We start from the raw sequence: 25,141 nt of genomic DNA on the forward strand, positions 1-25,141 counted from the left end.
CATCTCCTCAGTCCAGGCGGATGCCGTTGGCCGTGATCAGCCGGCCCCAGCGCTCGCGTTCGGCCTTCGCATAATCGGCCATCTGCTGGGGCGTGCCGGGCAGGGTTTCCAGGCCCAGGACCTGGAAGCGGGCCTTCACCCGGGTGTCGTCGAGCGCCGTCTGCAGCGCCTGGTGCAGTTGCTGCACGGTGGCCGCCGGCGTGGCGGCCGGCACGGCCAGGCCCTGCCAGGCATAGGCCTCGAAGTCCTTCAGGCCCTGCTCGGCCAGCGTCGGCAGCTCGGGCAGGATCTTCAGCCGCCGGGCGCTGGCCACGCCGATGGCGCGCAGCTTGCCCGACTGCAGATGCGGCAGCACGCTGGCCGAGTCCATCAGCGCCACCGGCACGCGGCCGCCGATCAGGTCCTGCACGGCCGGTGCCGCGCCGCGGTAGGGCACGTGCAGCAGGTTCAGCCCGCTGCGCTCGCGCAGCAGCTCGGTGCCCAGGTGGTGCGGGCTGCCCGGGCCGGCCGACGCGTAGTTGACACCGCCGGCCTGGGCCTTGGCCCAGGCCTGGAAGCCGCGCCAGTCCTTGACCGGCAGCTCCGCAGGCACGACCAGCAGCATCGGAAAGCGCGCCAGCAGGCCGACCGGGGCCAGATCGCGCTCGGCGTTGTAGCTCAGGCGGGCGAACAGCGCCGGGTTGGCCGCCAGCGTGGCGAAGTCGGCCGTCAGCATCACCGCGCCGACATCGCGCGACTTGGCCACGTAGTCGGCGGCGATGTTGGTCGCCGCACCCGGCTTGTTGTTGACGACGATGGACCTGCCCAGCGCCTGGGCCATGCGTTCGGCCACCGTGCGGGCGACGGCGTCGGAGCCACCGCCGGCGGCGTAGCCGACAACCCATTCGATCGGTCGCGCGTCCTGGGCCAGGGCCGGTGCGCCCAGGCTGGCGGCCGCCAGGCCGAGCAGCGTGCCGGCGGCCTGCCGCAGCAGCCGGCGCCGCCGCGGCAAGGGCCGGCCGGCGCACGCGTCGAGGGGCGCGTCGAAGGGGGCGGCGCTGGCGCGTTCGGGAACAGGGGAGCGGGTCATGCAGGGTCTCCGGTCGGGATCGCGGTCGATGGCGTGGCCTCGGGCAGCCGTGCGGCCCGCAGGGCCTCACGCAGCACGGCCAGATCGCCGATGTGGTTGGCCAGCAGCAGCAGCAGGCGGGCGTTGAGCAGCGCGCTCTGCGCGTCGTCGAGCGTGCGGTGGCTGTCGATCAGCGCCTCGTAGAAGTCGTCACCGGGCGTGAACGCATGGCGGTCGCGGCGGCCGGGCTCGAAGAAGTGCGGGGCGGTGATCAGGCCGGCGGTGGGCGCGGCCGGGGTGTCGGATGCGGTGCGCATGGGGCGGATCGGGGCGGATCGGATCGGGTGGTGGGGTGGCCGGCGAGGGCCTGGGTGCCGTCCGTGCAGTCAGTGCAGGCACAGCGCGCGTTGCACGGCCCGCTGCACGGCGGCCGCGTCGCAGGTCCGCCAGCGGGCGGCCACGTGCTGGTCGGGGCGGATCAGGTGGACGGTGCCGGGGCGGGCGTCATAACGCCGGGCATAGAGCCCCTCCGCATCGACCCAGGCCTGCTCGGCGGCGGCCCGTGCCGCGGCATCGGCGTCGGCGGGCAGGATCTGGCGCACGGTCAGGGGCAGGGCCGTGGCCGTGGCCTGCAGCGCCTCGGGCATGTGCTCGCCGTAGACCAGCAGCGTGAAGCCGGTGCCGGCCAGGCCGCGCAGCAGCCATTGCGGCTGTCCGTCGGCGGCGCGGCGCAGCGGGGCGTCGTCGGCCGGCGCGCCGGGCACCATCCAGCCGCCGAAGCCGGCGTCGGGCGCATCGGGCGTGTTCAGCACCGAGCCGGCGAGCGTGGCCGGCACCGACAGCCGGCCCGAGTTGACCAGCGCCCGGGCGAAGGCATGCTCGCGCGCCAGGCCCAGCACCGCCTGGCGCAGCAGCCGCGAGGTGGCGCTCTTGGGCGTGATGAAGTCGGTCGAGCGGGTGGAGTTCAGCAGGTTCTCGTCGGCCGCGGCCGCGCGCTCGTCGCTGTAGCTGTCGAGCAGGCGGTCGGGCGCGGCGCCGGCGATCACCGCCGCCAGCTTCCAGCCCAGGTTGTCGGCGTCCTGGATGCCGGAGTTGGCGCCGCGCGCGCCGAAGGGGCTGACCTGGTGCGCCGCATCGCCGGCGAACAGCACCGGGCCGTGGCGAAAGCGCGCCATGCGCCGGCACTGGAAGGTGTAGACGCTGACCCATTCCAGCTCGAAGGGCCGCGCGTCGCCGAGCAGGGCCTGGATGCGCGGGATCACCCGCTCGGGCCGCTTCTCGGCCTCGGGGTCGGCGTCCCAGCCGAGCTGGAAGTCGATGCGCCAGATGCCGTCGGCCTGGCGGTGCAGCAGCACGCTCTGGCCGCGGTGGAAGGGCGGGTCGAACCAGAACCAGCGCTCGGCCGGGAAGTCGGCGGCCATGCGCACGTCGGCGATCAGGAAGCGGTCCTGGAACACGCGGCCTTCGATGTCGAGCCCCAGCAGGCGGCGGATCGGGCTGCGCGCGCCGTCGCACACCACCAGCCAGTCGCAGGCCAGCGTGTAGCGGCCGTCGGGTGTCTCGACCTCCAGCGTGGCGCCACGGCCCTCGGGCCGCACGGCCACCACCCGGTGGCGGAAGCGGGTCTGCAGCGCGGGCAGTTCGCGGGCCCGGGCGATCTGGAAGTCCTCCAGCCAGTACTGCTGCAGGTTGACCATGCCCGGGCGCTCGTGGCCGGGTTCGGGGCAGAGGTCGAAGCGGAACACCTCCTCGGTATCGACGAAGGTGCGGCCGACGTTCCAGGTCACGCCCTTGTCGACCACGGCGTCACCGCAGCCCTGGCGGTCGAGGATCTGCAGCGTGCGCTGGGCATAGCACAGGCCGCGCGAGCCGGTGCTGACGGTGTCGTCCTCGTCGAGCAGCAGCACCGGCTGGCCGCGCTGGGCGAGGTCGATCGCGCAGCTCAGGCCGACCGGGCCGGCACCGACGACGATGACCGGGTGGCGGGTGACGGTGGCCGGCGCATCCAGCTCGGCCGGACGGCGGTAGTCGAAGGTGGGCCAGGTGTAGGCGGTGGGCATGGCGTCTCCTTGTGCGCGGGCCGTGGCCTCAGCCTTCCAGCGATTCCCACATCTGGCGGTCACGCTCGGCGGTCCAGATGCGCGGGTGGGCGGTGCCCGTGGCCTCGTCATGGCAGCGCGTGACGTCGAAGGGCATGCAGTGGTCGAAGATCACCCAATGACCGTAACGCGGACGCAGCGCGTCCATCGTGCGCTGGTAGACCTCGCGCAGCGGGGCGCCGGTCGCGGCCGCGGCCTGGACCTGGGTCCAGACGTCCTGCACGAAGGCGCGTGTGCCGGCCAGGCCTTCGCGCACGCGCTGCTCGCCGACCAGCGCCGGGCCGCGGCCGGGCAGCAGGGCCTGCGGGGCCAGGGCCTGCAGCGCGTCGAGCGTGCCGGGCCAGTCCTGGAAGTAGGCGTCGCCGGCATAGGGCGTGGCGTCGAACTCGACCAGATCGCCGGCCAGCATCGTGCGCTCGCCCGGCAGCCAGACCACGGTGTCGCCGGCGGTGTGGCCGCGCCCGGGCTGGATCAGCTGCACCTCCAGATCGCCCAGCCAGATCGACATCTGGCGCTCGAAGGTCAGCGTCGGCCAGGTCAGGCCCGGCGGCACGCTCTCGACATCGCGGAACAGCCGCGGGAAGCGGCCGATCTCGCTGGCCTTGTCCTGTTCGCCGCGCTCGACGATCAGCTCGCGCGTGGCCTGGCTGGCGACGATGTGCTGCAGGCCCTCGGCGCGGTAGGCATCGGCGCCCAGCACGCGCACCGCGTGGTAGTGGGTCAGCACCACCCAGCGGATCGGCTTGTCGGTGACCTCGCGGATGCGGCGGATCACGTCGGCGGCCATCGCCGGCGTGGCCTGGGTGTCGGCCACCAGCACCGCGTCATCGCCGATGACCACGCCGGTGTTGGGATCGCCCTCGGCGGTGTAGGCCCAGGCGTGCTCGGACATCCGGGTGAAGCTGACCTTCTTCTCGGCCAGGTCGGCGTGGGAGGCGAAGGTCTTGGGGGCGGAGGTGGACATGGTGCGGCAGCTCAGGTCGTGATTTGTGGATGACAAACGCGTTTGCGAATTCGATGCAGGCAGTGTAGAACTCGAATTCGCGAATGGCAAATGAGTTCGTTAGGTGAAAACCAGTGCCCGAGGCCGATCGGACCGCTGTCGACTTCGTGTCCAATCCCGGGCGGGTGGCCGCGCCCCGGCCGGCGCGCCACCGCGTGCTCCGCCCTGTCGTCCTGTCCTGCTCACCGCCCATGTCCCTGCCTGTTGACCTGTCCCCGTCCGACGATCCCGAGGCCCCTGAACGTGGCCCGCAGCGCGCGGTGCAGTCGGTCGAGGTCGGCGGCCGGCTGCTGCTGGCCCTGGCCCGCAGCCCGGGCCCGATGGGGCTGAAGGATCTGGCCTCGGCCGCGGCCCTGCCGGCCGCCCGCGCCCATCCCTATCTGGTGAGCTTCGGCCGGCTGGGCCTGATCGAGCAGGACAGCGTCAGCGGCCGCTACGCACTGGGTCCTGCGGCGCTGCAGCTGGGTCTGGCCGCGCTGCACCAGCTCGACCCGCTGCGCAGCGCGCAACCGGTGGCCGAGGCCCTCGCGCGGGAGACCGGGCTGGCCGTCGCCCTGTCGGTCTGGGGCAATCTGGGGCCGACGGTGGTGCGTCTGGTCGAGGCGGCGCAGCCCTTGCACGTGGCCATGCGGGTGGGCTCGGTGATGTCCGTCGCCGGCACCGCGACGGGCCAGGCCTTCGCCGCCCGGCTGCCCGATGAACCACTGCTGGAGGCGGCCGGTCTTGGCCTGGATGCGCTGGGCCGACCGGGTGCGCAGGCGCCCGATGCCCAGGTCCTGCGTGAGGAGTGGCGGCAGGTGCGCACCCTCTATGCCCGGCATGGTCTGGCCCGTGCCACCGGACGTCCCATTCCGGGCGTCAATGCCTTCGCCGCGGCGGTCACCGACCACGAGGGCGCGGTGGTGCTGGTGCTCACCGCGCTCGGTCACCAGGACGATGTCGACGCCGACTGGGACGGGCCGGTGGCCCGCGCCGTGCGTCTGGCCGCCGCCGACATCACCCGCCGCATCGGGGGAAGCGAGAGGTCTTCGGACGACCCTGCGTGATGAAGTTCACGCGGTGAGCCACCAGATCGTCTGTATCGTCCGCGACCGGTCCTGGGGCAGCCTGCCCCGGCACCGCATCCGGTGCAGGCAGCGGGCCCAGGCCCGCAGTGACCGCCGAAGAGTGGTCATGCCGCGTCGGTGCACCGTCTCGGGAGGGCGAGGGCGTGGAAGGTTTCGATGCGCGATGGGTGGTGCTGCTCAGCTGTGGGGTGCTGGTGCTGGTGCTGGCCGTCGGTGGCTGGCAGTTCCTGCGGCGGCGCAGCCGCCATCTGCCCGCGGAGCTGTGGCTGACGGGGCTGGCGCTGCTGGGGCTGGCCGGTCTGGGCATGGGTCTGTTCCAGCCGCTGCAGGCACGGGGTCTGCAGTGGATCGGGCCCTGCGCTGCCCTGGGCTCGGTGCTGTTCCAGGCCCAGGCACTGCAGGCCATCGGCGGACGCCGCTCGCAGCTGTCGCTGTGGGCCGTGCTGCTGCTGCTCTACCTGACGGCCCACCAGCTGCTGACGCTCTGGGCCGCCCTGCCGGCGCGGGCGGCCTTGACCACCGTCTGCCTGGCGCTGGGTCATCTGTGGATCGCCGGCTGCGCCCATGCCCTGGCGACGACCTGGCCCGGTGTGCCCGCGCGGGTGATCCGGGCGCTGTCGGCCGCCACCTGCCTGCTGCTGCTGGGCTGGCTGGGGCTGCGCATCGCGCTCTCGCTGCCGCTGGTGGGATCGCCCGATCCGCTGCAGCTGATCGTCATCGCCAGCGGCATGACGGTCAATGCGGTGGGCTGCACCCTGGCCTTCGCTGAACTGGTCCTGGACGAGCTGCGGCGGGCCGAGCGCCTGTCGTCGGATCGCCTGCAGCGCGAACTGGGCCGCCGTGAAGGCATGGCCCGCATGCAGGAGGAACTGCAGCGCGCGCGCCGCAACGAACAGGCGCAGACGAGCTGGATCGCCCTGCTGGCTCAGGACGTGGCCCAGCCGCTGGCCGACGCCCGGCAGGAGCTGGAGCAGCTGCGCCGCGATCCGGCGGCGCCTTCGCTGGACCAGCCCTGGTGGCTGGTGGACGAACCCCTGCGGCGGGCCCTGGCCACCCTGGATGCGCGGCTGCTGCCGCAGGGCCTCGGCCAGCAGCGCTCGCGTCTGCCCACGCGGGCCTGTGACCTGGGACGCCTGCTGCAGCAGGCGGTGGGCGATCTGGCGCCGACGCAGCGGGGCCGCATCCAGCTCGATCTGCCGGTCCGGCCGATCGAGGTCGCGGCCGTGGGCTACCTGTTGCGCCTGGCCATCGTGCAGCTGCTGCGCAATGCGCTGCAGCACGGTGCGCCGACGGGGCCGGTGCGGGTGCAGCTGCGCCCGGTCTTCGGCATCGACGGCATCAAGATCATCGTGCGGGATCGGGGGCCGGGATTCCCGGCGCCGGTCCTGCAGGCCTTCCGCGATGCCGATCCGGCGATCTGGACCGATCCCGGCCCCCAGGGCGCTGCACAGGGCCTGGCCCAGGGCGCCGCACAGGGCCTTGCCCTGGTGGCCCGCATCGCCTGGCTGTCGGGCGGCCGTCTGGTGCTGGACAACCCGGGCGGTGAAGGCGCACAGGCCATGCTGCTGCTGTCGACGGCCGGCGCCGTGCCGCCCCCGGCGGCAGCCTGAGCGTCCGCGGCCGGGCCGGAGGCCGCGGCCGGTGCCGGGCGGCCCAGGCCAGCGGCGGGTGGCTGCTGGCTGCTGGCTGTGGCCGCTGGCTGTGGCCGCTGGCTGGCCGCTGGTGGCTGCCGACAGCGCCGGCGTCGCCACCGTCGCGCCCGTCGTTCAGCGCGGCCGCTCGCCCTCGACCGCCTGCTCGACCATCCGCTGGCGCAGCCGCTCGTCGCGCGGCAGATCGACCGCCTGGCGCAGCGACGCCTGTGCGCTGCCGCCACCGGCCGGTGCCGCTCCCGGCGCACGGGTGCCGGACTCGATCACGTTGACGCGGTCGGCCGCCACCGCCCGCTCCTGGTGCCCGTCCGGGCAGCCGAGGTTGCTGTAGGTGACCCGCTCGCCGCGCACGCACTTGCGCAGCGCCCCCGCAGCCGCCTGCGGCGCCGGGCGCAGGCGTGCGCCCTCCGAGGCACGCAGGCCGTCACGCACCGAGCCGTTGTCGAAGACCAGGGGCCGGCGCACCGTGTGGGCCGGCTGAAGCCAGTCCCGCCACGGCAGCTGCCGCCCCAGCGTGTGGATCACGATCGACAGCAGGATCAGCGCCCCACCGATGGCGATCCGTCGAAGCAGCATGCCCGTCCCTCCCCGGGATCTTGTCCCTTGTGCGAGGGGTGGGATTCTCGCGGGCTGCGCGCCCCCGGCCGGCCGTGCCCGGGCCGGCCTTCTCGTGCCGAATGGGGAGGCCTCGTCAGCCCAGTCGGGGGGCGATGAACACCAGCGTGTTCTCCCGGACCCGCTCGAACAGCTCGATGACGTCCTGGTTGCGCATGCGGATGCAGCCGAGGGATGCGGGCGTGCCCAGCCGGCCCTCCTCGTCGGTGCCGTGGATGTAGATCAGACGCTGCAGCGAATCGACGGCCCCGCCCTTGTTGCGCCCGGGCTCCAGGCCGTCCAGCCAGATCACCCGCGAGGTCACCAGATCCTTGCCGCTGCGCGCGCCCGGCGCGGTCAGCACGCGGGCCTGGCGTCCGGTGGCCTGCCGTGCACGGAAGATGGTGCCTGTCGGCTGGCCGTGGCCGATCTTGCGGGCCACACGGTGCGCGCCGGGCGGGGTCTGCCGGCTGTCGCGCCGGCCGCCCAGGCCCGCCTCGGCGGTGGAGATCGGCCAGCGGTCGGTCACCTCCAGCTGCTCGACCAGCAGCAGTTCCTGCCGGTCGGCATCGATGACGACGACCTGCCCGTCGACGTGCTGCGGGAAGCGCCGCTGCAGGTCCAGCACCAGCGCGGGCAGCACCTCGGGGGGGCGGCTCAGGCCGTGGTGGGCCTCGGACAGGCTGGCCGGCGCGGCCCGGGCCGTCGGCTCGGGCCGGGCTTCGGCGGTCGGTCGGGCCTCGGCGGGTGGGCCCCAGCCGCTGCAGCAGACGATGACGGCCGCGCCGAGGCACGGCCAGCGGCTGCTGCGGGCCGGGCGCTCAGGCCGCTGGCCAGATCGTGTCCGGAACAGGTGCATGGGGCTCTCCTGGGGCGGCCTTGGACGGGCTTGGGCGGGATCCCAGCAAACGGCATGCCGTGCGGACGGTGCCGGGATCCCGCGGCGGGCGGCCGCCAGGCTGGGCATGATGCACCGGCCGGTCGGGGTCGGGCCGGGGCGCCGGCCCGCAGCGTCCGCCCGGTGATCGACGGCCAGGTCCGTCGGTGACCGGATCAGGTCGGGCCGGCCGGTCCGGCGGACAGGGCATCGTGCGTCAGGCGCCGTGCCGCGTGCCCCAGCGCCTGGGCCTCGGCCCGGCACAGCCGCAGACGGCGCAGCACCCAGGGCGTGAGCGCGATCGTGCCGTCGCGCGCCGGCCAGGTGGCGGCGGTGCAGGGGGCGGTCGGATCAGCGGGATCGCCGGGATCGCCGGGATCGGCGGTGGTCGCCGCGTCGATCCGGCCGCCGGCCGGCTCCGCGGGCCGGGGATCGGCCAGGGCGGCCGACTCCGACTGCGGCTGTGGCTGTGGCTGTGGCTGTGGCTGTGGCTGTGGCTGCGGCTGCGGCCCCGACCCCGACTCCGTCGCCCCGGGCGAGCCCGTCGTGAGCGCCACCGCGCAGGCCTGTGCGGTCTCGTCCAGCGCCTGCCGCACCGGTGTCGCCTGCACCCGCAGGCCCTGGCGGGCCAGCGTGTGCTGCACGGTGCCCAGCAGCGCCATCAGGGTGTAGCCATGGCTCAGCACGGCTTCGAAGCTGGCTTCGGGCACGCGGGCCCAGCGCGGCTCGGCCCGGCCGCGCTGGGCGGATGCGGCCAGCTGGCCCAGCGCGCCGTAGGCCTGGGCGCGGCTCAGGCGCAGCGCCAGCTGTGCGCCGGCCTCGGTCGGCCAGGCGGTGACGGCCACGGCATGGCGGGCCAGTGCCTGCTGCAGGCCGTCGATCTGGCGCTGCAGGCTGCGGCGCTCCCACGAGGGCAGCACGAAGCAGGCGGCCCAGGCCAGCAGCGCGCCGATGGCGGTGTCGGCCAGGCGCTCGCCCAGCGCCGGGTGGCTGCCCGGGTCCATCATCACCGGCTGCAGCAGGGCCAGCAGCGTGGCGGCGGTGGCCGTCACGCGGTAGCGGTGGTTGACGTGGGCATGGGCGACACCGACGGCCGCCAGGAAGATCCACGGCAGCCAGCCGGGCTGGTGCAGGGCCAGCAGGCCGGCCGTCAGCAGGCAGCCGATGACGGTGCCGCTCAGGCGCTGGTTGCGGCGCGCCAGGGTCTGCTCCAGGTTGCCGCGCAGCACCACGGCCACGCTCAGCACCAGCCAGTACGGATGGGTCGCCCACGGCAGGGCCTGGGCCAGCAGCCAGGCGGCGCTGGTGGCCAGGGCGGTGCGCAGCGCATGGCGCAGCACCGGCGAGCGCAGGTTCAGGTGCGGCCGCAGCGCGGCCAGCGGCCAGCCCTCGGGCGAGACGAAGTGCTGCAGCTCGGCCGGGCTCAGCGGGCTCGGGCGGTCGGGGCCGCCGGTGCGCTCGATCAGCGCCTCGACCTCGATGCCCAGCTGGCCGATGCGGTGGCCGAGCGTGCGCAGCAGGCTCAGGCGCGGATCGTCGTCGGGCACCGGCACCTGGGCCAGGTCGTGCTGCAGCCGCTGCTGCAGGGCCAGGGCGTCCAGCCGCGGCAGCGGGCCGTGGCCGGCGACGGCGTCGGCCAGCGCCTGCAGGGCATCGGCCGCGGGGCGCAGGCTGGCGGCGATGGCCTCGCGCCAGCGCCGGGCGGCCGCGTCGTCGCCCAGCAGGGCCAGATCGAGCCGGCTGGCCAGCAGCAGGTCGCGCAGCTCGATCAGGCGCAGCACCAGATCGGTCAGGCGCCGGGCCTGGGGCGAGGGCCGTGCGGCGAAGACCCGGTCGCGTGCGGCCTGCAGCGTCTCGGCCAGGCTCACGTCGTCCTGGATCGAGGCGCGCAGCGTGTCGTCGTCGTCCGGGTGGGCGCTGGCGATGCGCTGCGCGCGCGAGTGCAGGCGGGTGGCGGCCGCGCGCAGCGCCTCGGCCACCGCCAGGCTGCGGTAGCGGCGGCGCAGCCCATGGCTGACGACCTGGGCCCAGCCGGCATACAGCAGCGCGCCGGCCAGCGTCCAGCCGGTGTGGACAACGGCGTCCAGCGGCTGGCCGGGCCCGTGGCCGGCCAGCGCGAACACCAGCGACAGCGTGGCCGCGAAGCCGACCGCGCCAGCGCGCAGGCCCCAGGCCATGGCCAGCTGGGTCAGCGCGCCGATGACGGCGATCAGCAGCGCCAGCGCGGCCACGCCGTGGGCCTGGCCGCGCAGCAGCGTGGTGGCCAGCGTCACCGTGGTGACGACGCCGGCGGCCGGCAGCACGCGGCGCCAGGTGCGCTGCGGCGCGTTCGGCGTGTCGGGCAGCGAGGTGCAGACGGCGCCGCCGGACATCAGCAGCGCGACCGTCGGCCCGCCGATCAGGCCGCCCAGGCCCTGGATCAGGCCGATGCCGAGGGCCACCGACAGGCCGTTGACGAGGTGGGCGGGCCAGCGGCGGGGATCGCGCCAGGCGGTGAGGGCGGGCGGGACGGGCCGTATGGGCGGCGCGGGGGGCGGTGCGGGGGTGGGTGGGAGCGGGCTCACCCGCCCGAGTGTGCCCGCTGTACCGCGCCTCAGGCCTGGGCGACCTGGAAGCGGGCCACGCTGTCGTTGAGCCGGCGCGACTGCTCGGCCAGGCTCATGGCGGCGGCCGCGGCCTCCTCCACCCGTGCGGTGTTCTGCTGGGTCACGCGGTCGATCTCGCGCACGGCCTGGCTGACCTCGGTGATGTCGGCGCTCTGGCGGGTCGAGGCGGCGGCCATCTCGTCGATCAGGGCCGCCGCGCGCTGCACGCTGGCCAGGATCTCGGTCATGGTCTGGCCGGCGCCGTTGACCAGGCGCGTGCCGCCGTCGACCCGGCTGCCGGCGCTCTCGATCAGCTGCTTGATCTCGCGTGCCGCGCCCGAGCTGCGTTGGGCCAGCGCCCGCACCTCGCCGGCCACCACCGCGAAGCCCCGTCCCTGCTCGCCGGCGCGGGCGGCCTCGACGGCCGCGTTCAGCGCCAGGATGTTGGTCTGGAAGGCGATGCCGTCGATGGTGCCGATGATCTCGCTGACCTTGCGCGAGCTCTCGCTGATGCCTTCCATGTTGCTGACCATGTCGGCGAACAGCGCATGGCCGCGGCCGGCCACCTCGGCGGCGGCGCGCGTCAGCTCGCGCGCCTGCGCCGCATGATCGGCGTTGTGCTGCACGGCCTCGGTCAGCGCCTCCAGGCTGGAGGCGGTGCGCTGCAGCGCGGCAGCCTGCTCCTCGGTGCGCTGCGACAGGTCGTTGTTGCCGTCGGCGATCTCGCGCGAGCCCTGGTCGATCACCGCCGCACTGCTGCGGATGGCGGCCACGGTGCCCGAGAGCTGCTGGCGCATGCGGGCCATCGCGCCCATCAGCGTGTGTTCATGGCCCGCGGCGGCATCGCTCGGCTCGGTGGCCTCGGCCCGCAGGTCGCCGGCGGCGATGCGCTCGCTGAGGCGGGCGGCATCCGTCGGCTCACCGCCGATCGAGCCCAGGATCGCGCGGGTGAAGCGCCAGCACAGCAGCCCCAGCACCAGCACTGCCCCCAGGCACAGGCCGGCGAACAGCCGCACCTCGGCCCAGAAGGCCTCGTCGATGTCGGCCACGAAGAAGCCCGAGCCGACCCACCAGCCCCAGGGGGCGAAGGCCTTGACGCCGTTGATCTTGGGCTCCAGCACCTCGCCGCCCGGGCGTTTGACCAGCAACGTGACGAGGCCCACGCCGTCGGGCGCGGCGGCCATCGCCTCGGCATAGACGACGCCGTCCGGCCGGCCGTCGAGCGACTTCGCCTGCGAGGTCGGGATCGTGCCCCGGATCCTGGCGTTGGGGTGGGCCCACAGGTAGCCGTTGGCCTCGCGCACGAAGTAGTAGGCCTTGCCGTCGTGGTTCAGGTGCGTCAGGGCCTCGGCCGCGGCGGCCTGGGCCTGGGCGCGGGTCAGCTTGCCGGTGCTCTCCAGGCCCTGGTAGTGCTGGAGCATGGCCTCGCCCATCAGGGCCATGGTGCGGATCTGGGCCCGCCGGTCTTCCAGCATCGTCTTGCGGATGGAGCCGATGGCCGCGGCGCCCAGCAGCACGGAAGCGGTGACGGCCACGAGGCACAGGGTCAGCAAACGTCGGGTCAGGGTCATCGGGTGAGCGGGTCGCGGAGTGAGCCAGGGGGATGCAGGCGCCGGGCGGCGTGCCCGTGGTTATCGGACAACCGTCCGCCAGGTTGAATCCGGCGTGGCCGCCGCCGCTCACAGCGTCTCGCGCGTGTGGATCTCCATCGGCACGATGACCGAGCGCGCGGCGGTGGCGCTGTCGCCCTGCACCGCGGCCACCAGCTGGCCGATGGCGGCCTGGGCCAGGGCCGCGAAGGGATGGGCGATGGCCAGCGACAGGCTGCCGTCGATCAGCCCGGCGCGCATGGCCGGCAGCAGCTCGTGGCCGACGGTCACCAGCTGGCCGGCGCGGCCGCTGTCGCGCACCGCCGCCAGCATGCCCGATACCCCGCCGCCGGCCACGTACAGGCCGCACAGATCCGGGTGGCGGCGCAGCAGCGCCTCGGTCATCTCGCGGGCGATGGCATCGGACTCGAAGGTCGAGCGCGGCTCCAGCAGCGTGAAGCCGTCGCCGTGCTCGCGCAGCCAGGAGCGCAGGCCGCTCTCGGCCAGCTCCTGGTTGCGGTAGCGGTGGGTGCCGACCAGGATGCCCAACGGGCCAGGTGTGCGGCACAGGTGGCCGAAGGTCCAGCCCGCCATGCGGCCGATCTTCCAGCCGTCCAGGCCGACATAGGGCACCGGTTGCGGGCCCGACAGCGGCGTCACCAGCGCGATCACCGGCTGGCCACGCGCGATCAGGCGGGCGATCGCCTCACCGACGATCGGGTGCTCGGCCACCACCAGGCCGAGGGCGTCGACCGTGTCGGCCAGCGCCTGCAGACGCTCGGCCAGCTGCTCGGGGCCGAGGTCGTCGAGCACGTCCACCCGCAGTTGCAGCTGCGCGCCGGGCCAGGCCGCCGCCGCGTCCTCCAGCGCCTGTCGCAGGCCGTGGGTGAACGGGCGGTGGGGGGTCTGCACCAGCACGCCCAGGCGCAGCCGTGGCCGTGCGGCCACCGCCTGGCGCGCCAGCAGGCCGGCACCGTGGAAGCCGATCGTGCGCGCGGCCTCCGTCACGCGCAGCCGGGTGGCCTCGCGCACCTTGTGCGGCTCGGCCAGCACGCGGTTGACGGTGGCCAGGGAGACGCCGGCGGCGGTGGCGACATCGCGCAGGGTGGGGCGGGGCATGGGGGCAGGACAGCGGTCACGACAGGGCAGCGGGCGGCCGGGCGCAGGGCCGGTGGCCGTGCGCGTGCGGCGGCGCCGTCAGCCTAGCGCCGGCTGAGACGAATGCGGTGTCGCGATGCCTGGATCTGCGGGTAAGTCCCTGCAGAAACAGCGCAATCGTCTCAGAGCCGGCGGTGTGTGATGAAACGCCATGAGACGAAATGAGATTCGATCGGGTGGCCCGCCTTGCCCGCCAGGGGGCGCCCGCCCGACCATCACGGCACCGGACTTCGACACCCGGCGCACCCTCGGATCCGAGCCGGCGCGCCTGCCCCTGGACCATCATGGACGATCTGCAATTCGGCACCCGCAACAAGCGCGGCGACTGGGCTCCGGCCACGGCGCTGCGTGCCTCCCCGATCTGGCCGCCGCAGCCGGCCCGCGCACTGTCGTGGCTGATCGGCTACCTGTGGCCGTGGAACGCGCTGTTCCTGGCCAGTGCGCTGCTGTGGTGGCGCTGGCTGATCCCCGACGAGGCCACCCGCCGCACGCTGGACATCGGCTGGATCGGCCCGCTGCTGGTGGCCAACATGATGGGCATCGCGCTGTTCTACGGTGCCATCGAGTGGCGCTGGTACCACCGCCGGGCACAGGACCGGCGCTTCAAGTACAACGGCCGCTTCCCGGCCGAGCAGCCGTCCGACGTGTTCTGGTTCCGCAGCCAGAACCTGGACAACGCGCTGCGCACGCTGCTGATCTCGGTGCCCATCGGCACCGCCATCGAGGTCGCGCTGCTGTGGGGCTATGCGAACGGCTGGATCGCGCAGCGGGACTGGGACAGCCATCCCGGGCAGATCATCGCCCTGGTGGCGCTGGCGCCGGTGATCCACGAGGCGCACTTCTTCGTCATCCACCGTGCGATCCACTGGGGGCCGCTGTACCGCTGGGTGCATGCGGTGCACCACAACTCGGTCAACCCGTCGCCGTGGTCCTCGCTGTCCATGCATCCGGTCGAGAGCCTGGCGTATTTCGGTGTCGCCGCCTGGGTGCTGGTGATGGCCGGCCATCCCTTCCTGGCGGTCTGGTTCTTCCATCTGGCCGGCTTCGGTGCGGTGGTCGGCCACATCGGCTTCGACAAGCTGGCGTTCGGCGCCGACGGCCGTCCGCTGATGGACACCAGCGCCTATGCCCACTACCTGCACCACAAGCATTTCGACGTGAACTACTGCGACAACGGCGTGCTGCCGCTGGACGTCTGGACCGGCTCCTGGCACGACGGCTCGCCCGAGGGCGAAGCCCGCATGCAGGAACGCTTCCGCCGCAAGCGCGAGCGCATGAACACGGCCTCGTCCTGAGCCGCCGCGAGGCCGGGGCGTGCGGCCCCGACCGGGCCGCGGCTTGCGCAAGCCTCAACCTGACCGTCAGAACAAGGAGACATTCCCATGCCCGACTGGATCACCGTCTGCCCGGCCGCCGAGATGGACGCCGAGAGCGTGCGCCGTCTCGACCACGCCGGCCGCAGCTATGCCGTCTACCGCGGCCCGGCCGACGACTACTACTGCACCGATGGCCATTGCACCCACGAGGCCGTGCATCTGGCCGACGGCCTGGTGATGGACTACGCCATCGAATGCCCGAAGCACGGCGGCGAGTTCGACTACCGCAGCGGCGAGGCCACGCGCATGCCGGCCTGCCGCAACCTGCGCACCTGGCCGGCGCGCTGCGCGGACGGTCTGGTGCAGATCGAGGTCTGAGCCGCCATGGACACCGCCCCCTTGCCGCCGTCCGCTGCCGCCGACCCGATGGTCATCGTCGGTGCCGGTGAATGCGGCGCGCTGGCCGCGCTGACCTTGCGCCAGCGCGGCTGGCCCCACGGCATCGTGCTGATCGGCGAGGAGCCGGTCGGCCCCTACGAGCGGCCCGCGCTGTCCAAGCCGGCGGACGACGGCACGCCGTGGCGGCCGATGGCCGAGACGGCGCAGCTGGCCGAGGCCGGCATCACGCTGCAGCTCGGCACGGCCGTGACCGCGATCGACCGCGGCCCGCGCACGCTGCGGCTGGCCGATGGGCGCCGCCTGCGCTGGCATCGCCTGCTGCTGGCCACCGGCGCGGTGCCGCGGCCGCTGGCCGTGCCCGGCGGCGCGCGGGCCCGGGTGCTGCGCACGCTGGCCGATGCGCAGGCCCTGTTCGAGGCGGCACGGGCGCTGTCGGGTGGCGCGGCGGGCACATCGGCTGCCGCGGCGGTCGCGGCCTCCGCATCCCTCGCGGCGGCGGCGTCACGCGCATTCGCCCCTGCGTCCGCGGCCGACGCCAGCTCCGCCCCAAGGTCCGCGCTCGCCTTCGCGGCCGACGCCAACGCTGCTCCCACATCCGCCTCCGCCCCGCAGGCGGTGATCGTCGGCGGCGGCCTGATCGGGCTGGAGAGCGCGGCGCTGCTGCGCGGCCTGGGCCTGGGCGTCACCGTGGTCGAGACCGGGCCCGTGCTGCTGGGCCGGGTCGTGCCCGCCGCGCTGGCCCGCCGCCTGCAGGCCCTGCACGAGGCGGCCGGCGTGCAGGTGATCACCGGCGCGGCGGTCGAGGCGGTGACGGCCGACAGCGTGCAGCTGCGCGACGGCCGGCAGTTGCCGGCGGCCTGCGTGCTGGCGGCCATCGGCGTGCAGCCGGCCACCGCGCTGGCCGAGGCGGCCGGCCTGACCTGCGCGGACGGCATCGTCGTCGATGCCCGCCTGGCCACGGCCGATCCGACGGTGTTCGCCGCCGGTGACTGCGCCGCCGTGCAGACCGCGCCGGACACGGCGCCGCAGCGTTCGCAGAGCTGGCGCGCCGCCCGCGAGCAGGGCGTGCACGCGGCCGGCGCGATGCTGGGCGAGGCCGCGCCCCTGGTGCAGCGGCCGTGGTTCTGGTCCGATCAGCTGGGCCACGGCCTGCAGGTGGCGGGCCGGCCCGAGGCCGACCGGCCCTGGATCGAGCGGCCGTCCGGGCCCGGCGCCACGCTGCTGCTGCAGCTCGATGGCGAGGGCCGTCTGGCCGCGGCGGCCGGGCTGGCGCCGGGCCAGGCCATCGCCCGTGACATCCGGCTGCTGGAGCGGCTGATGGACGCCGGCATCCGCCCCGATCCCGCCGTGCTGGCCGATGCGGCCGTGCCGCTGAAGAGCCTGTGGCCGCGTTGATCCACGCGGCCCCGACCAGCGTTCCCTGACCTGCGTTCCCTGACGGCCGCCTCGATGCGGCCGCCCTTCCCGCGCCCCCACCCACGAAGGAGACACACCATGCGCGCCACCACCCTGAACCTCGCCCTGTCCGCGCTGATCGGCAGCACCGCGCTCGTCGCGGCGCCCGCCGCCCAGGCGCAGAAGATCGGCGTCACCATGGTCGACTACAACGACACCTTCCGCACCCTGCTGCGCAAGGGCATCGACGAGGCCGCGCACAAGGCGGCCGGCGGCAAGGTGACCGTGCAGTTCGAGGATGCGAAGTCCGACGTCGGCAACCAGCTCAGCCAGATCCAGAACATGATCGCGCAGAAGTTCGACGCCATCATCGTGCAGGCCGTCGACACCGATGCCACGCCGCGCATGACGAAGATGGCCACCGAGGCCAAGGTGCCGCTGGTCTACGTCAACCTCAAGCCCTCGGACTTCGACCGCCTGCCGGCCGGCGTCTCGGTGGTGGCCAGCGACGAGCGCGTCGGCGGCACGGTGCAGGCGCAGCAGGTCTGCAAGCTGCTGAAGGGCAAGGGCCAGGTCCTGGTGCTGATGGGCGACCTGGTGCACGAGGCCGCCCGCACCCGCACCGATGCGGTCGAGAAGGTGGCCGGCAGCCCGGGCTGCGAAGGCCTGAAGGTCGTCGACAAGCGCGAGGGCAAGTGGAGCCGCACCCAGGCGCAGGACATCGCCACCAACTGGCTGACCGCCGGCACCCGCTTCGACGCCATCGTCGCCAACAACGACGAGATGGCGCTCGGTGCGCTCAACGCCCTGAAGGCGGCGCGCAAGCTGACGCCCAACGTGGTGGTCGCCGGCATCGATGCCACGCCGGACGCGCTGGCCTCGATGAAGGCCGGCGAGCTCAAGGTCAGCGTGTTCCAGAACGCCGCGGCCCAGGGCCAGGGCGCGCTCGACGCGGCGCTGAAGCTCAGCCGCAGGCAGCCGGTCGACAAGTTCGTCAACGTGCCCTTCGAGCTGGTCACGCCGGAGAACATGGCGCGCTACATGGGGCGCAACTGACGTCCCTGACGGACGACATCGGCGGACGACCACAACGGATGTCCTGAGGGGCTGTCCGGACCGGCCACGGCCAGGTCCGGCCTGTGCCGTGCGCCGTGTGCGGCGTGAGGCGTGAGGCGTGAGGCTTGTGCCGGGCCGGTGCGTGCGGTGCGTGGAACCCACACGCGCCGCGTCCGAACGCACCGGCCCGGGTTTTCCACGGTGGCCGGTCCCGTCGGGCCGGTGGGCCCGCAGCGCTGCGGCCGGGCTGGCCGCAGCCGCAGCCGCAGCCGCAGCCGCAGCCGCAGCCGCAGCCGCAGCCGCAGCCGCAGCCCGCCGGATCCGGTACAACCCGGCATCGTCACTGCCCGGGGTCCGTCATGCCCGTTGCCCGTCCGCGCTGTCCGGTGCTCGCGCTGTGCGCCCTCGTCTGGCTCGGTGCGCCCGTGCCGGCGCGGTCCCAAGGTCCGGCCGAGCGCCACGCCGACGGCCCACCGGCGGCCCGGGCCGCGGTCCGTCTCCTGGCCGCCGATCTGCGCGAGACGGTGTTGCCGCTCGCCGTCACCGTGCAGGATCTGCAGGGCCGGCGCGAGACGCACACGATCGCCGTCACCGTCTACCGCCCGCCGGGCGAGGCGCCGCGGCCCTTGCTGGTGTTCAACCACGGCCGTGCGCCACAGCAGACGCGGGCCGTCCAGGGCCGCATGCGGCCCGAGGCCCTGGCGCGCTGGCTGGTCGGCCAGGGCTTCGTCGTCATGGTGCCCACGCGCGTGGGCTATGGCGAGACCTACGGTGACTTCGACCCCGAGGCCAGCGGCCCCTGCCGTGACCGCCAGGTCGAGCCCATGCACGCGGCGGCCGTCCACCAGGTGCTGGCCACGGTGGCGCTGGCGCGCGAGCTGCCGTGGATCGATGCCCGGCGCTGGGTGGTGATGGGCCAGTCGGTGGGCGGACAGACGGCGGTGGCCACGGTGGCGGCCGCGCCGGACGGCCTGGTCGGTGGCATCAATCTGTCGGGGGGCAGTGGCGGCGATCCCCGGCTCAATCCGGGCCGGCCCTGCCAGCCCGAACGCATCGGCGCGCTGTGGCAGCGCCTGGCGGCCACCGCGCAGGTGCCGATGCTGTGGCTGTACTGGGTCAACGACCGCTACTGGGGAGCGGATGTGCCGCGCCAGTGGCATGCGGCGTGGACGGCCGGCGGCGCCCCGGCCCGGTTCGAGCAACTGCCGCCCTCGGGTGAGGATGGCCACCGCGGCATCGACCAGGACATGGCCGGCTGGACACCCCGGGTGCAGGACTTCCTGCGCACGCTCTTCCCGCAGGGCGCCGCGGCGCCTTGAGCGGTATCGCGGCGGCGCACGGCCACGGCGCGCCGCGGACGGCGGCGCCGCGCGGCGTGGATCAGCCCTGCAGCTGCTGCAGCTGCGCCTCCAGGCGCGCGACCTCGGCCTTCAGCTGCGTGTTCTCGGCATTCAGCGTGGCCACCTGTTCGCGCAGCGCGGCCATCACCGCGGCGGTCTGGGCGGCGTCGCCGGCCGGGTCGGCTGCATCGGCCGGGTCCGCCTTGTCGCCCTTCGGCTTGCGCTTGCCGTCACGCACCTTCTTGGCGGCCTCGCGCAGCGCGACCTTGCCGCCCTGCACCGCCTCGACCTGCTGCTCGGCCGGCAGCGTGGCCACCGTGGCGGCGGCGCTGATCGACACGTCACCGGCGCGCACGGCGGCGAGCAGCTCGGGCGTGGCGTGCTGCTGGATCTTCTCGATCTGGGCCACCTGGGCGCTGCTCAGGCGGGCGGCGCGGGCCAGCGATTCGCGGGTGTCGAGGGCATCGCCCGCGGCCTCGTCGTCCTCGGTGGCGGGCGTGCCGGCGGCCGATCCCGTGGTGGATCCGACGGTGGCATCGGTGCTGCCGTCGGCCCAGGGCGGGGTGTCCGGCCCGGCGGCCCCGGCGGTCCCGGCGGCCGGCGCCTCAGCCGGCAGGCCCGCGGCCGAGCCGGCGCCGCTGGCCAGCTTCAGGCCGCCGGCTGCGGGCGTGTCCTCGGACGGCTCAGGCGGCAGGCCGGCCTCTTCCCGGGCGCGGGCGCGGCGGGCGCCGAGGATCTCGCGCTTGCGCAGGGCCAGCACGCCGCGCTGGTAGACGCTGACGCTGCGCCGGCCCAGGTGCTGGTCGATCATCCACAGGTGCACGTCCTCGATCGAGTGCAGGCCCGGGTGCTGCTGGGTGCGGAAGGGCAGGCCGTGCTTCTGGCACAGCGCGTAGCGGTTGTGGCCGTCGACCAGCACATCGCCCCACAGGATCAGCGCGTCGCGGCAGCCTTCGGCCAGCAGGCTGCGTTCCAGCGCCTCGTATTCCTCGGGGGTCAGGGGGTCGATGTAGGCCTTGAGGTCTTCGCGGACGTCGATGTTCATGCGGGCGGCGGTCGGTAGGGCTGGGCGCCGGAACGCCCGGCGCGCGCGGCGCGGCAGGCGGCCGCCCGGGCGCGCGGACGGCGAAGGGGCGCGATTCTAGGCAGTCCCGGGTGCCGGGCCGCGGGCCTGCACTGTCGTGGGGATGTGACGATGGCGGCGAACGACATAACATGGATGAGTTCAATTCTCATTTCTGTTTTGTCATGATGCTGCTGTTGGCACGTTCGTCCACGATCCGGCCCGTTGTCTCCGCCCTGGCTCTGCTGCTCTCGCTCGGGGGATGTGCGGTGGCGCCGCAGGGCGAGGGGGCGTCGGCGGCAGCGGTGGTGGCCCCGGCTCCGGCCCCCCCCGCGGCAGCGCCGTCCGCCTGGCCCGAGACGGCCGTGGTGCTGGAGCAGCTGACGATGGTCGAGCAGCCGCCGTTGCGGGTCCCGTCGAGCCGGGCCGACGGCCGCATCATCGGCCCGGCGCTGCTGTACGTGCACGTGACGGCCGTCGGCGAGGTGCAGAAGGTGCGGCTGCACACGTCCAGCGGCAATCCCGACATGGACCGCGAGGTGATGCACTTCGCGCGGGCGATGCGCTTCGCACCGCCGGTGATCGCACCGCAGACCGCGCCTCAGGCCGTCACGCTGGTGCTGCCGGTGCACCTGCCGAAGTCGATGGGCGCCGCGCGGGAGAGCTGGCAGCCCTGAGCGGTGCCGTCCGCGCATCGCGCTGCGGCGTCTGCGACGGGCTCTGGCCGAACTGACGGCGGTAGTCGCCCGAGAAGCGGCCGAAGTGCCAGAAGCCGTGGCGGGTGGCGATGTCGTAGATCGACTCGTCGGCGCGACGGCGCACCAGCGCGCGCCGCGCCAGGTTCAGCCGCAGCGTGCGCAGGTACTGCATCGGCGACAGGCCCAGCACCTGGTCGAAGGCATAGGCCAGCGTGCGCGGACTGGCGCCCAGCCGCGCGGCGATGGCGCCCAGCTGCGGGCCCTGGTCCTCGTGCATCTGCGCCAGCATGCAGGCGGTGGCGCGGTCGACCAGATCCTGCCGCGCACGGCCACGCGGCAGCTCCTGCGGCACGCTCAGGCCGAGCAGCGCGTCGCACAGCGCGTCGAACACGGCCTCGGCCTGCGGCGCGCCCACCGGGCCGGGCGCGGTGTCCGCATCGGCATCGGCCATCGGCTGCAGGCCGGTCAGGGCCTGCCACAGCACGCGCTGGAGGTGCTCGCGCGTGGCCGGCGGCACGCTGACCGGGGCCACGGTGCCGGGGCGCAGGGCCGGCAGGTCCTGCCGGTCCAGGCCGTGGCGGGCCAAGTGCCGATCGAGTGCGGCGGTCTCGGCCACCACGCCCAGCAGCAGGCAGTCGTCGGGTGTGCGCAGGTCGACCTCGCCGTCGTGCACGGCCAGCAGCTCGTCGGCCCGCACCGGGCAGCCGTTCTGGCTGAGGCTCGCGGGGGCGGCCGTGGCTGCCCGCGGCCGCAGCGCCAGGCCCAGGCTGTCGGCGCCCAGCAGGCCGCGCTGGCGCAGCGCATGGCTGGTGTGCTCGGCGAAGACCTGCAGGCCCGGCACGCGCAGCTCGGTCAGGCGGCCGTGGAAGCGGCCGCGGCCCAGCTGCTGGTAGTCCAGTTGCCAGTCGCCCAGGCGTTCGAGGTGGTCTTCCAGCGTGTCGGCCCGGTGCTGGGCGCAGCGCCACGCGACCGTGCGTGTGCCGCACCCGGGCGGTGCGACGGGCACGGGGCCGGGGGCGGTTCCGGGCGACAGGAGCGGCAGGGCAGGCGGTGACGGCATCGGGGGGACGCGCAAGCAAGCAGCGCGCCGGGCGCGGATCATCCCGAGACGGCCCGCGCACCGCATCGGGACTTGCCCGCTGGCCGCTCAACCTCGCCGGCGGCGGGCCGATATCTGCGCATGGCGTCTGCCCTGCTTTCCACGCACCACGACCCGCTCGCGGTGCTGGCCTCCTGTGTGATCGCGACCTGCGCGTCCTATGTGGCGCTGGATCTGGCGCGGCGCATGCGCGGCAATGAACCCCACATCGCCCGCCTGTGGTTGATCGGTGGCGCGCTGGCGCTGGGCACCGGCGTGTGGTCGATGCACTTCGTCGCCATGCTCGGCTTCGAGGCCGGCATTCCGCTGGGCTTCGCGCCGCGCGCGACCCTGCTGTCCTGGCTGGCCGCGGTGCTGGCCGGCGGCATCGCCCTGGCGATGGCGCGGCGCGACCGTCTGGGGGGCTGGGTCCTGGTCGGCGGGGCCACGGCCATGGCCACGGCCATCAGCGCCATGCACTACATCGGCATGGACGCCCTGGTGCTGTTGCCGGGCATCGTCTGGGACCGGGCGCTGGTGCTGGCCTCGGTGCTGGTGGCCTGGGTGGCCTCGGCGGCGGCGCTGGCCATCGTGATGCTGATGCGGCGCTACCGTGGCCGCGAACGGCTGGCGGTGCAGCTGGTGGCCTCGGTGGTGATGGGGGCGGCCATCGCCGGCATGCACTACACCGGCATGGCCGCGGTGCAGCTGCCGGTGGGTGCGGTCTGCCTGAGCCAGGACGGCCTGCGGGGCCAGGGCATGCTGGCGCTGATCGGCACCGGCTCGCTGCTGCTGCTGGGGGTGGCCCTGGCCACCTCGGTCAACGATGCGCGGCGTCACAGCGCGGAGCGCCGCCTGCGTGAATCGCTGCAGCAGGCCAACACCGATCTGCAGAACGCCAATGCCGAGCTGCACCGCCTGGCCTTCCAGGATCCGCTGACCGGCCTGCCCAACCGGGCCTTGTTCACCGATCGCCTCAGCCGCGCGGCGCTGGCGCCGTCCGGCGGCCAGATCCTGCCGCTGGCCGTGCTGTTCGTCGATCTGGATGGCTTCAAGCCGGTCAACGACACCTGGGGGCATGCGGTGGGTGATGCGGTGCTGCGCGTGGTCGCGCGGCGTCTGGCCGCGCCGCTGCAGGACCGGGACACGCTGGCGCGGCTGGGCGGTGACGAGTTCGTCGTGCTGCTCGAAGGCCCGGACGTCGCCCAGCGGGCGCCGCAGCTGGCCGAGCGGCTGCTGCAGGCGCTGGGGGCCTCGATCCGGGCGGAGGAGCACGAGATCACGCTGTCGGCCTCCATCGGCCTGGCCCTGCATCCCGAGGACGGCACGGCCGAGCAGCTGGCGACCCATGCCGATGCGGCGATGTACGAGGCCAAGCGCAGCGGCGGCAGCACCTGGCGGCGTTTCGAGCCGCGCATGATCGAGGGTGCCGGCGCACAGGTCGATCTGCAGCAGGGCCTGCGCCAGGCGCTGGCCCGTGACGAGTTCAGCCTGCAGGTGCAGCCCAAGCTGCGCACGGCCGATGCCGGCATCCACGGCGTCGAGGTGCTGCTGCGCTGGCGCCATCCGCAGCGCGGCATGATCAGCCCGGCCGACTTCATCCCGGTGGCCGAGCGCTTCGGCATGATCGGCGCCATCGGTCAGTGGGTGCTGGAACAGGCCTGTGCGCTGCTGGGCCACTGGGTGGCCCAGGGCCGACCCTGGCGGCTGGCGATCAATGTGTCGCCGCAGCAGCTGCGCCAGCCGGACTTCGCCCAGCGCGTGCTGGCCGAGCTGGACACGCACCGCATTCCGCCCGGCCGGCTGGTCCTCGAGATCACCGAGACGGCGATGATGGAGTACGCCCCGGGCGAGCAGCAGCAGCTGCAGGACCTGGTCGACGCGGGCGTGTGGATCTCGATCGACGACTTCGGCACCGGCTGGTCCAGCCTGGCGCAGCTGCGCCGGCTGCCGGCCCAGCAGGTCAAGCTCGACCGCAGTCTGGTGGTCGACATCGCCACCGACCCGCAGGCCCGGGCGGTGCTGGAGGCCGTGCTGCGGCTGTCGCACGCCCTCGGCCGCGAGGTGGTGGCCGAGGGCGTGGAGACGGCCGCCCAGGCCGCCGTCCTGGCCGCGCTCGGCTGTGACCTGCAGCAGGGCTGGTTGCATGCGCGGGCCATGCCGCCGGCGGCCTTCGAGGTCTGGTCCGCGGCCTACGAGGGCGGGCGGCGAAGCGCCGCGGCCGCGCCCGTCCCGCCGGCTCCGGCCCTGGTTTCCCCCCCTGCCCGTATCGAGGAGATCGGCCATGCCTGACCGTCAGACGGAACCCCACACCGCCCCCCACACCGATACCCACCGGCCTTGCGAGGCCCGATCCGGCGGCACCGCCGCCCTCGGGCCGCCGCTCGTCCGCCCGACCGTGGGCCGCGGCCTGCGGCTGCTGGCCGGCGTGCTGGCCGCCACCGCGCCGTGGACGGCGTCCGCGCTGCTGGTGACCAACGGTTCGTTCGAGCAGATCGCGGACGCCCCGGCGCGCGTGACCGACAACCTGAGCGGCTGGACCACGGCCTCGGGCTACACCTTCGTCTCCTCGTCCACGATGTTGGGTCTGGCGACCGGGGGCATCTTCGGGGCCGGGGGTCCGGTGCATCTGATCGCGGCGTCGATCAGCCCCGACGGCGGCAATTTTCTGGCCACCGACACCGACTACTACAACTTCGGACCGCTGCTGACGCGGCTGGACGGGCTGGAGCCCGGCCAGTCCTATGCGCTGAGCTTCTGGCAGGCCATGGGCAAGCAGGATCTGGCCGGCGATGTGCAGGCGGTGGCCGGCCACTGGACGATCGGTCTGGACGACGCGGTGCTGGGCCACAGCGCCCAGGTGTACGCCACCGCCGACAATGGCTACTTCTCGGGCTGGATGCTGCAGACGCTGCGCTTCGAGGCCACGGCACCCAGCGAGATGCTGAGCTTCCTGGCCGTGGGCAGTGGCACGGGCCTGCCGCCCTTCGTGCTGCTCGACGGGGTCCGGGTGGCGGCCATCCCGGTGCCCGACAGCCTGGCGCTGGCCGGCCTGGCCTTGCTGCTGGCCGGGGTGACGGCGGCGGTGCGGCGCCCGCGCCCGGCGCGCTCGCCGGCCTGACCG

General features: G+C 74.2%; 21 protein-coding genes. 10 read left to right on the plus strand and 11 right to left on the minus strand.

Going from position 1 to position 25,141, the window contains the following annotated elements:
- Positions 1–7 precede the first annotated feature (7 nt).
- From AACH11_RS16640 to AACH11_RS16655, 4 genes are all read right to left on the minus strand, one after another.
- Positions 8–1,069 (minus strand): Bug family tripartite tricarboxylate transporter substrate binding protein, encoded by a 1,062-nt coding sequence (locus tag AACH11_RS16640; protein WP_341375374.1) that lies wholly within the window; start codon positions 1,067–1,069, stop codon positions 8–10.
- A complete protein-coding gene (locus AACH11_RS16645) occupies positions 1,066–1,365 on the minus strand; it encodes a DUF2783 domain-containing protein (RefSeq protein WP_341375375.1) in 300 nt (99 codons plus the stop codon). The genes AACH11_RS16640 and AACH11_RS16645 overlap by 4 nt, the downstream gene beginning before the upstream one ends.
- A gap of 69 nt (positions 1,366–1,434) precedes the next feature.
- On the minus strand, positions 1,435–3,108 hold the full coding sequence (locus AACH11_RS16650; RefSeq protein ID WP_341375376.1) for an FAD-dependent oxidoreductase: 1,674 nt from the start codon (positions 3,106–3,108) through the stop codon (positions 1,435–1,437).
- 28 nt (positions 3,109–3,136) lie between these two features.
- Positions 3,137–4,111: an MBL fold metallo-hydrolase gene (locus AACH11_RS16655; RefSeq protein ID WP_341375377.1), complete on the minus strand. Its 975-nt coding sequence runs from the start codon at positions 4,109–4,111 to the stop codon at positions 3,137–3,139.
- A 230-nt stretch (positions 4,112–4,341) separates the two neighbouring features.
- Between AACH11_RS16655 and AACH11_RS16660 the strand changes: the two genes are divergently transcribed.
- Both AACH11_RS16660 and AACH11_RS16665 read left to right on the plus strand, forming a co-directional pair.
- Positions 4,342–5,196 (plus strand): IclR family transcriptional regulator, encoded by an 855-nt coding sequence (locus AACH11_RS16660; protein WP_341375378.1) that lies wholly within the window; start codon positions 4,342–4,344, stop codon positions 5,194–5,196.
- Between the two features lie 164 nt (positions 5,197–5,360).
- Complete coding sequence (locus tag AACH11_RS16665; RefSeq protein ID WP_341375379.1) at positions 5,361–6,827, plus strand: sensor histidine kinase; 1,467 nt, start codon at positions 5,361–5,363, stop codon at positions 6,825–6,827.
- A 156-nt stretch (positions 6,828–6,983) separates the two neighbouring features.
- On the opposite strand, the gene AACH11_RS16670 is transcribed toward AACH11_RS16665, so the two are convergent.
- From AACH11_RS16670 to AACH11_RS16690, 5 genes are all read right to left on the minus strand, one after another.
- Entirely contained in the window at positions 6,984–7,445 is a 462-nt protein-coding gene (locus AACH11_RS16670; RefSeq protein WP_341375380.1) for a hypothetical protein, read from the minus strand.
- Positions 7,446–7,560: 115 nt separating this feature from the next.
- A complete protein-coding gene (locus AACH11_RS16675) occupies positions 7,561–8,322 on the minus strand; it encodes a L,D-transpeptidase family protein (protein ID WP_341375381.1) in 762 nt (253 codons plus the stop codon).
- 194 nt (positions 8,323–8,516) lie between these two features.
- A complete protein-coding gene (locus AACH11_RS16680) occupies positions 8,517–10,904 on the minus strand; it encodes an FUSC family protein (protein ID WP_341375382.1) in 2,388 nt (795 codons plus the stop codon).
- A gap of 29 nt (positions 10,905–10,933) precedes the next feature.
- On the minus strand, positions 10,934–12,496 hold the full coding sequence (locus AACH11_RS16685; RefSeq protein WP_341375383.1) for a methyl-accepting chemotaxis protein: 1,563 nt from the start codon (positions 12,494–12,496) through the stop codon (positions 10,934–10,936).
- A 108-nt stretch (positions 12,497–12,604) separates the two neighbouring features.
- On the minus strand, positions 12,605–13,633 hold the full coding sequence (locus AACH11_RS16690) for a LacI family DNA-binding transcriptional regulator (RefSeq protein WP_341375384.1): 1,029 nt from the start codon (positions 13,631–13,633) through the stop codon (positions 12,605–12,607).
- Between the two features lie 323 nt (positions 13,634–13,956).
- Between AACH11_RS16690 and AACH11_RS16695 the strand changes: the two genes are divergently transcribed.
- The 5 genes from AACH11_RS16695 (at position 13,957) to AACH11_RS16715 (ending at position 19,157) form a co-directional block, all read left to right on the plus strand.
- A complete protein-coding gene (locus AACH11_RS16695; protein WP_341375385.1) occupies positions 13,957–14,967 on the plus strand; it encodes a sterol desaturase family protein in 1,011 nt (336 codons plus the stop codon).
- Between the two features lie 87 nt (positions 14,968–15,054).
- Positions 15,055–15,366 (plus strand): MocE family 2Fe-2S type ferredoxin, encoded by a 312-nt coding sequence (locus AACH11_RS16700; RefSeq protein WP_341375386.1) that lies wholly within the window; start codon positions 15,055–15,057, stop codon positions 15,364–15,366.
- Positions 15,367–15,372: 6 nt separating this feature from the next.
- Positions 15,373–16,782: an NAD(P)/FAD-dependent oxidoreductase gene (locus AACH11_RS16705; protein ID WP_341375387.1), complete on the plus strand. Its 1,410-nt coding sequence runs from the start codon at positions 15,373–15,375 to the stop codon at positions 16,780–16,782.
- A gap of 99 nt (positions 16,783–16,881) precedes the next feature.
- Positions 16,882–17,838, plus strand: a complete 957-nt coding sequence (locus tag AACH11_RS16710; RefSeq protein ID WP_341375388.1) for a sugar ABC transporter substrate-binding protein — start codon at positions 16,882–16,884, stop codon at positions 17,836–17,838.
- Positions 17,839–18,197: 359 nt separating this feature from the next.
- Positions 18,198–19,157 (plus strand): alpha/beta hydrolase family protein, encoded by a 960-nt coding sequence (locus AACH11_RS16715; RefSeq protein WP_341375389.1) that lies wholly within the window; start codon positions 18,198–18,200, stop codon positions 19,155–19,157.
- A gap of 61 nt (positions 19,158–19,218) precedes the next feature.
- Here the strand turns inward: AACH11_RS16715 and AACH11_RS16720 are convergent, their stop codons facing one another.
- Positions 19,219–20,223, minus strand: coding sequence for a plasmid replication/partition related protein (locus tag AACH11_RS16720; RefSeq protein ID WP_341375390.1), 1,005 nt, complete (start codon positions 20,221–20,223; stop codon positions 19,219–19,221).
- A 203-nt stretch (positions 20,224–20,426) separates the two neighbouring features.
- Here AACH11_RS16720 and AACH11_RS16725 point away from each other — a divergent pair, with 203 nt between their 5' ends.
- A complete protein-coding gene (locus AACH11_RS16725) occupies positions 20,427–20,918 on the plus strand; it encodes an energy transducer TonB family protein (RefSeq protein WP_341375391.1) in 492 nt (163 codons plus the stop codon).
- Here the strand turns inward: AACH11_RS16725 and AACH11_RS16730 are convergent.
- The gene (locus AACH11_RS16730; protein ID WP_341375392.1) at positions 20,851–21,945 is read right to left on the minus strand and encodes a helix-turn-helix domain-containing protein; all 1,095 of its coding nucleotides are present in this window, start codon (positions 21,943–21,945) and stop codon (positions 20,851–20,853) included. The genes AACH11_RS16725 and AACH11_RS16730 overlap by 68 nt on opposite strands.
- Positions 21,946–22,119: 174 nt before the next feature.
- Here AACH11_RS16730 and AACH11_RS16735 point away from each other — a divergent pair, with 174 nt between their 5' ends.
- Both AACH11_RS16735 and AACH11_RS16740 read left to right on the plus strand, forming a co-directional pair.
- On the plus strand, positions 22,120–24,309 hold the full coding sequence (locus AACH11_RS16735) for a putative bifunctional diguanylate cyclase/phosphodiesterase (RefSeq protein ID WP_341375393.1): 2,190 nt from the start codon (positions 22,120–22,122) through the stop codon (positions 24,307–24,309).
- Complete coding sequence (locus tag AACH11_RS16740) at positions 24,302–25,138, plus strand: hypothetical protein (RefSeq protein WP_341375394.1); 837 nt, start codon at positions 24,302–24,304, stop codon at positions 25,136–25,138. The genes AACH11_RS16735 and AACH11_RS16740 overlap by 8 nt, the downstream gene beginning before the upstream one ends.
- Positions 25,139–25,141 lie beyond the last annotated feature (3 nt).

Source organism: Pseudaquabacterium rugosum (assembly GCF_038066575.1).
Taxonomy (GTDB): Bacteria; Pseudomonadota; Gammaproteobacteria; order Burkholderiales; family Burkholderiaceae_C; genus Pseudaquabacterium; species Pseudaquabacterium rugosum.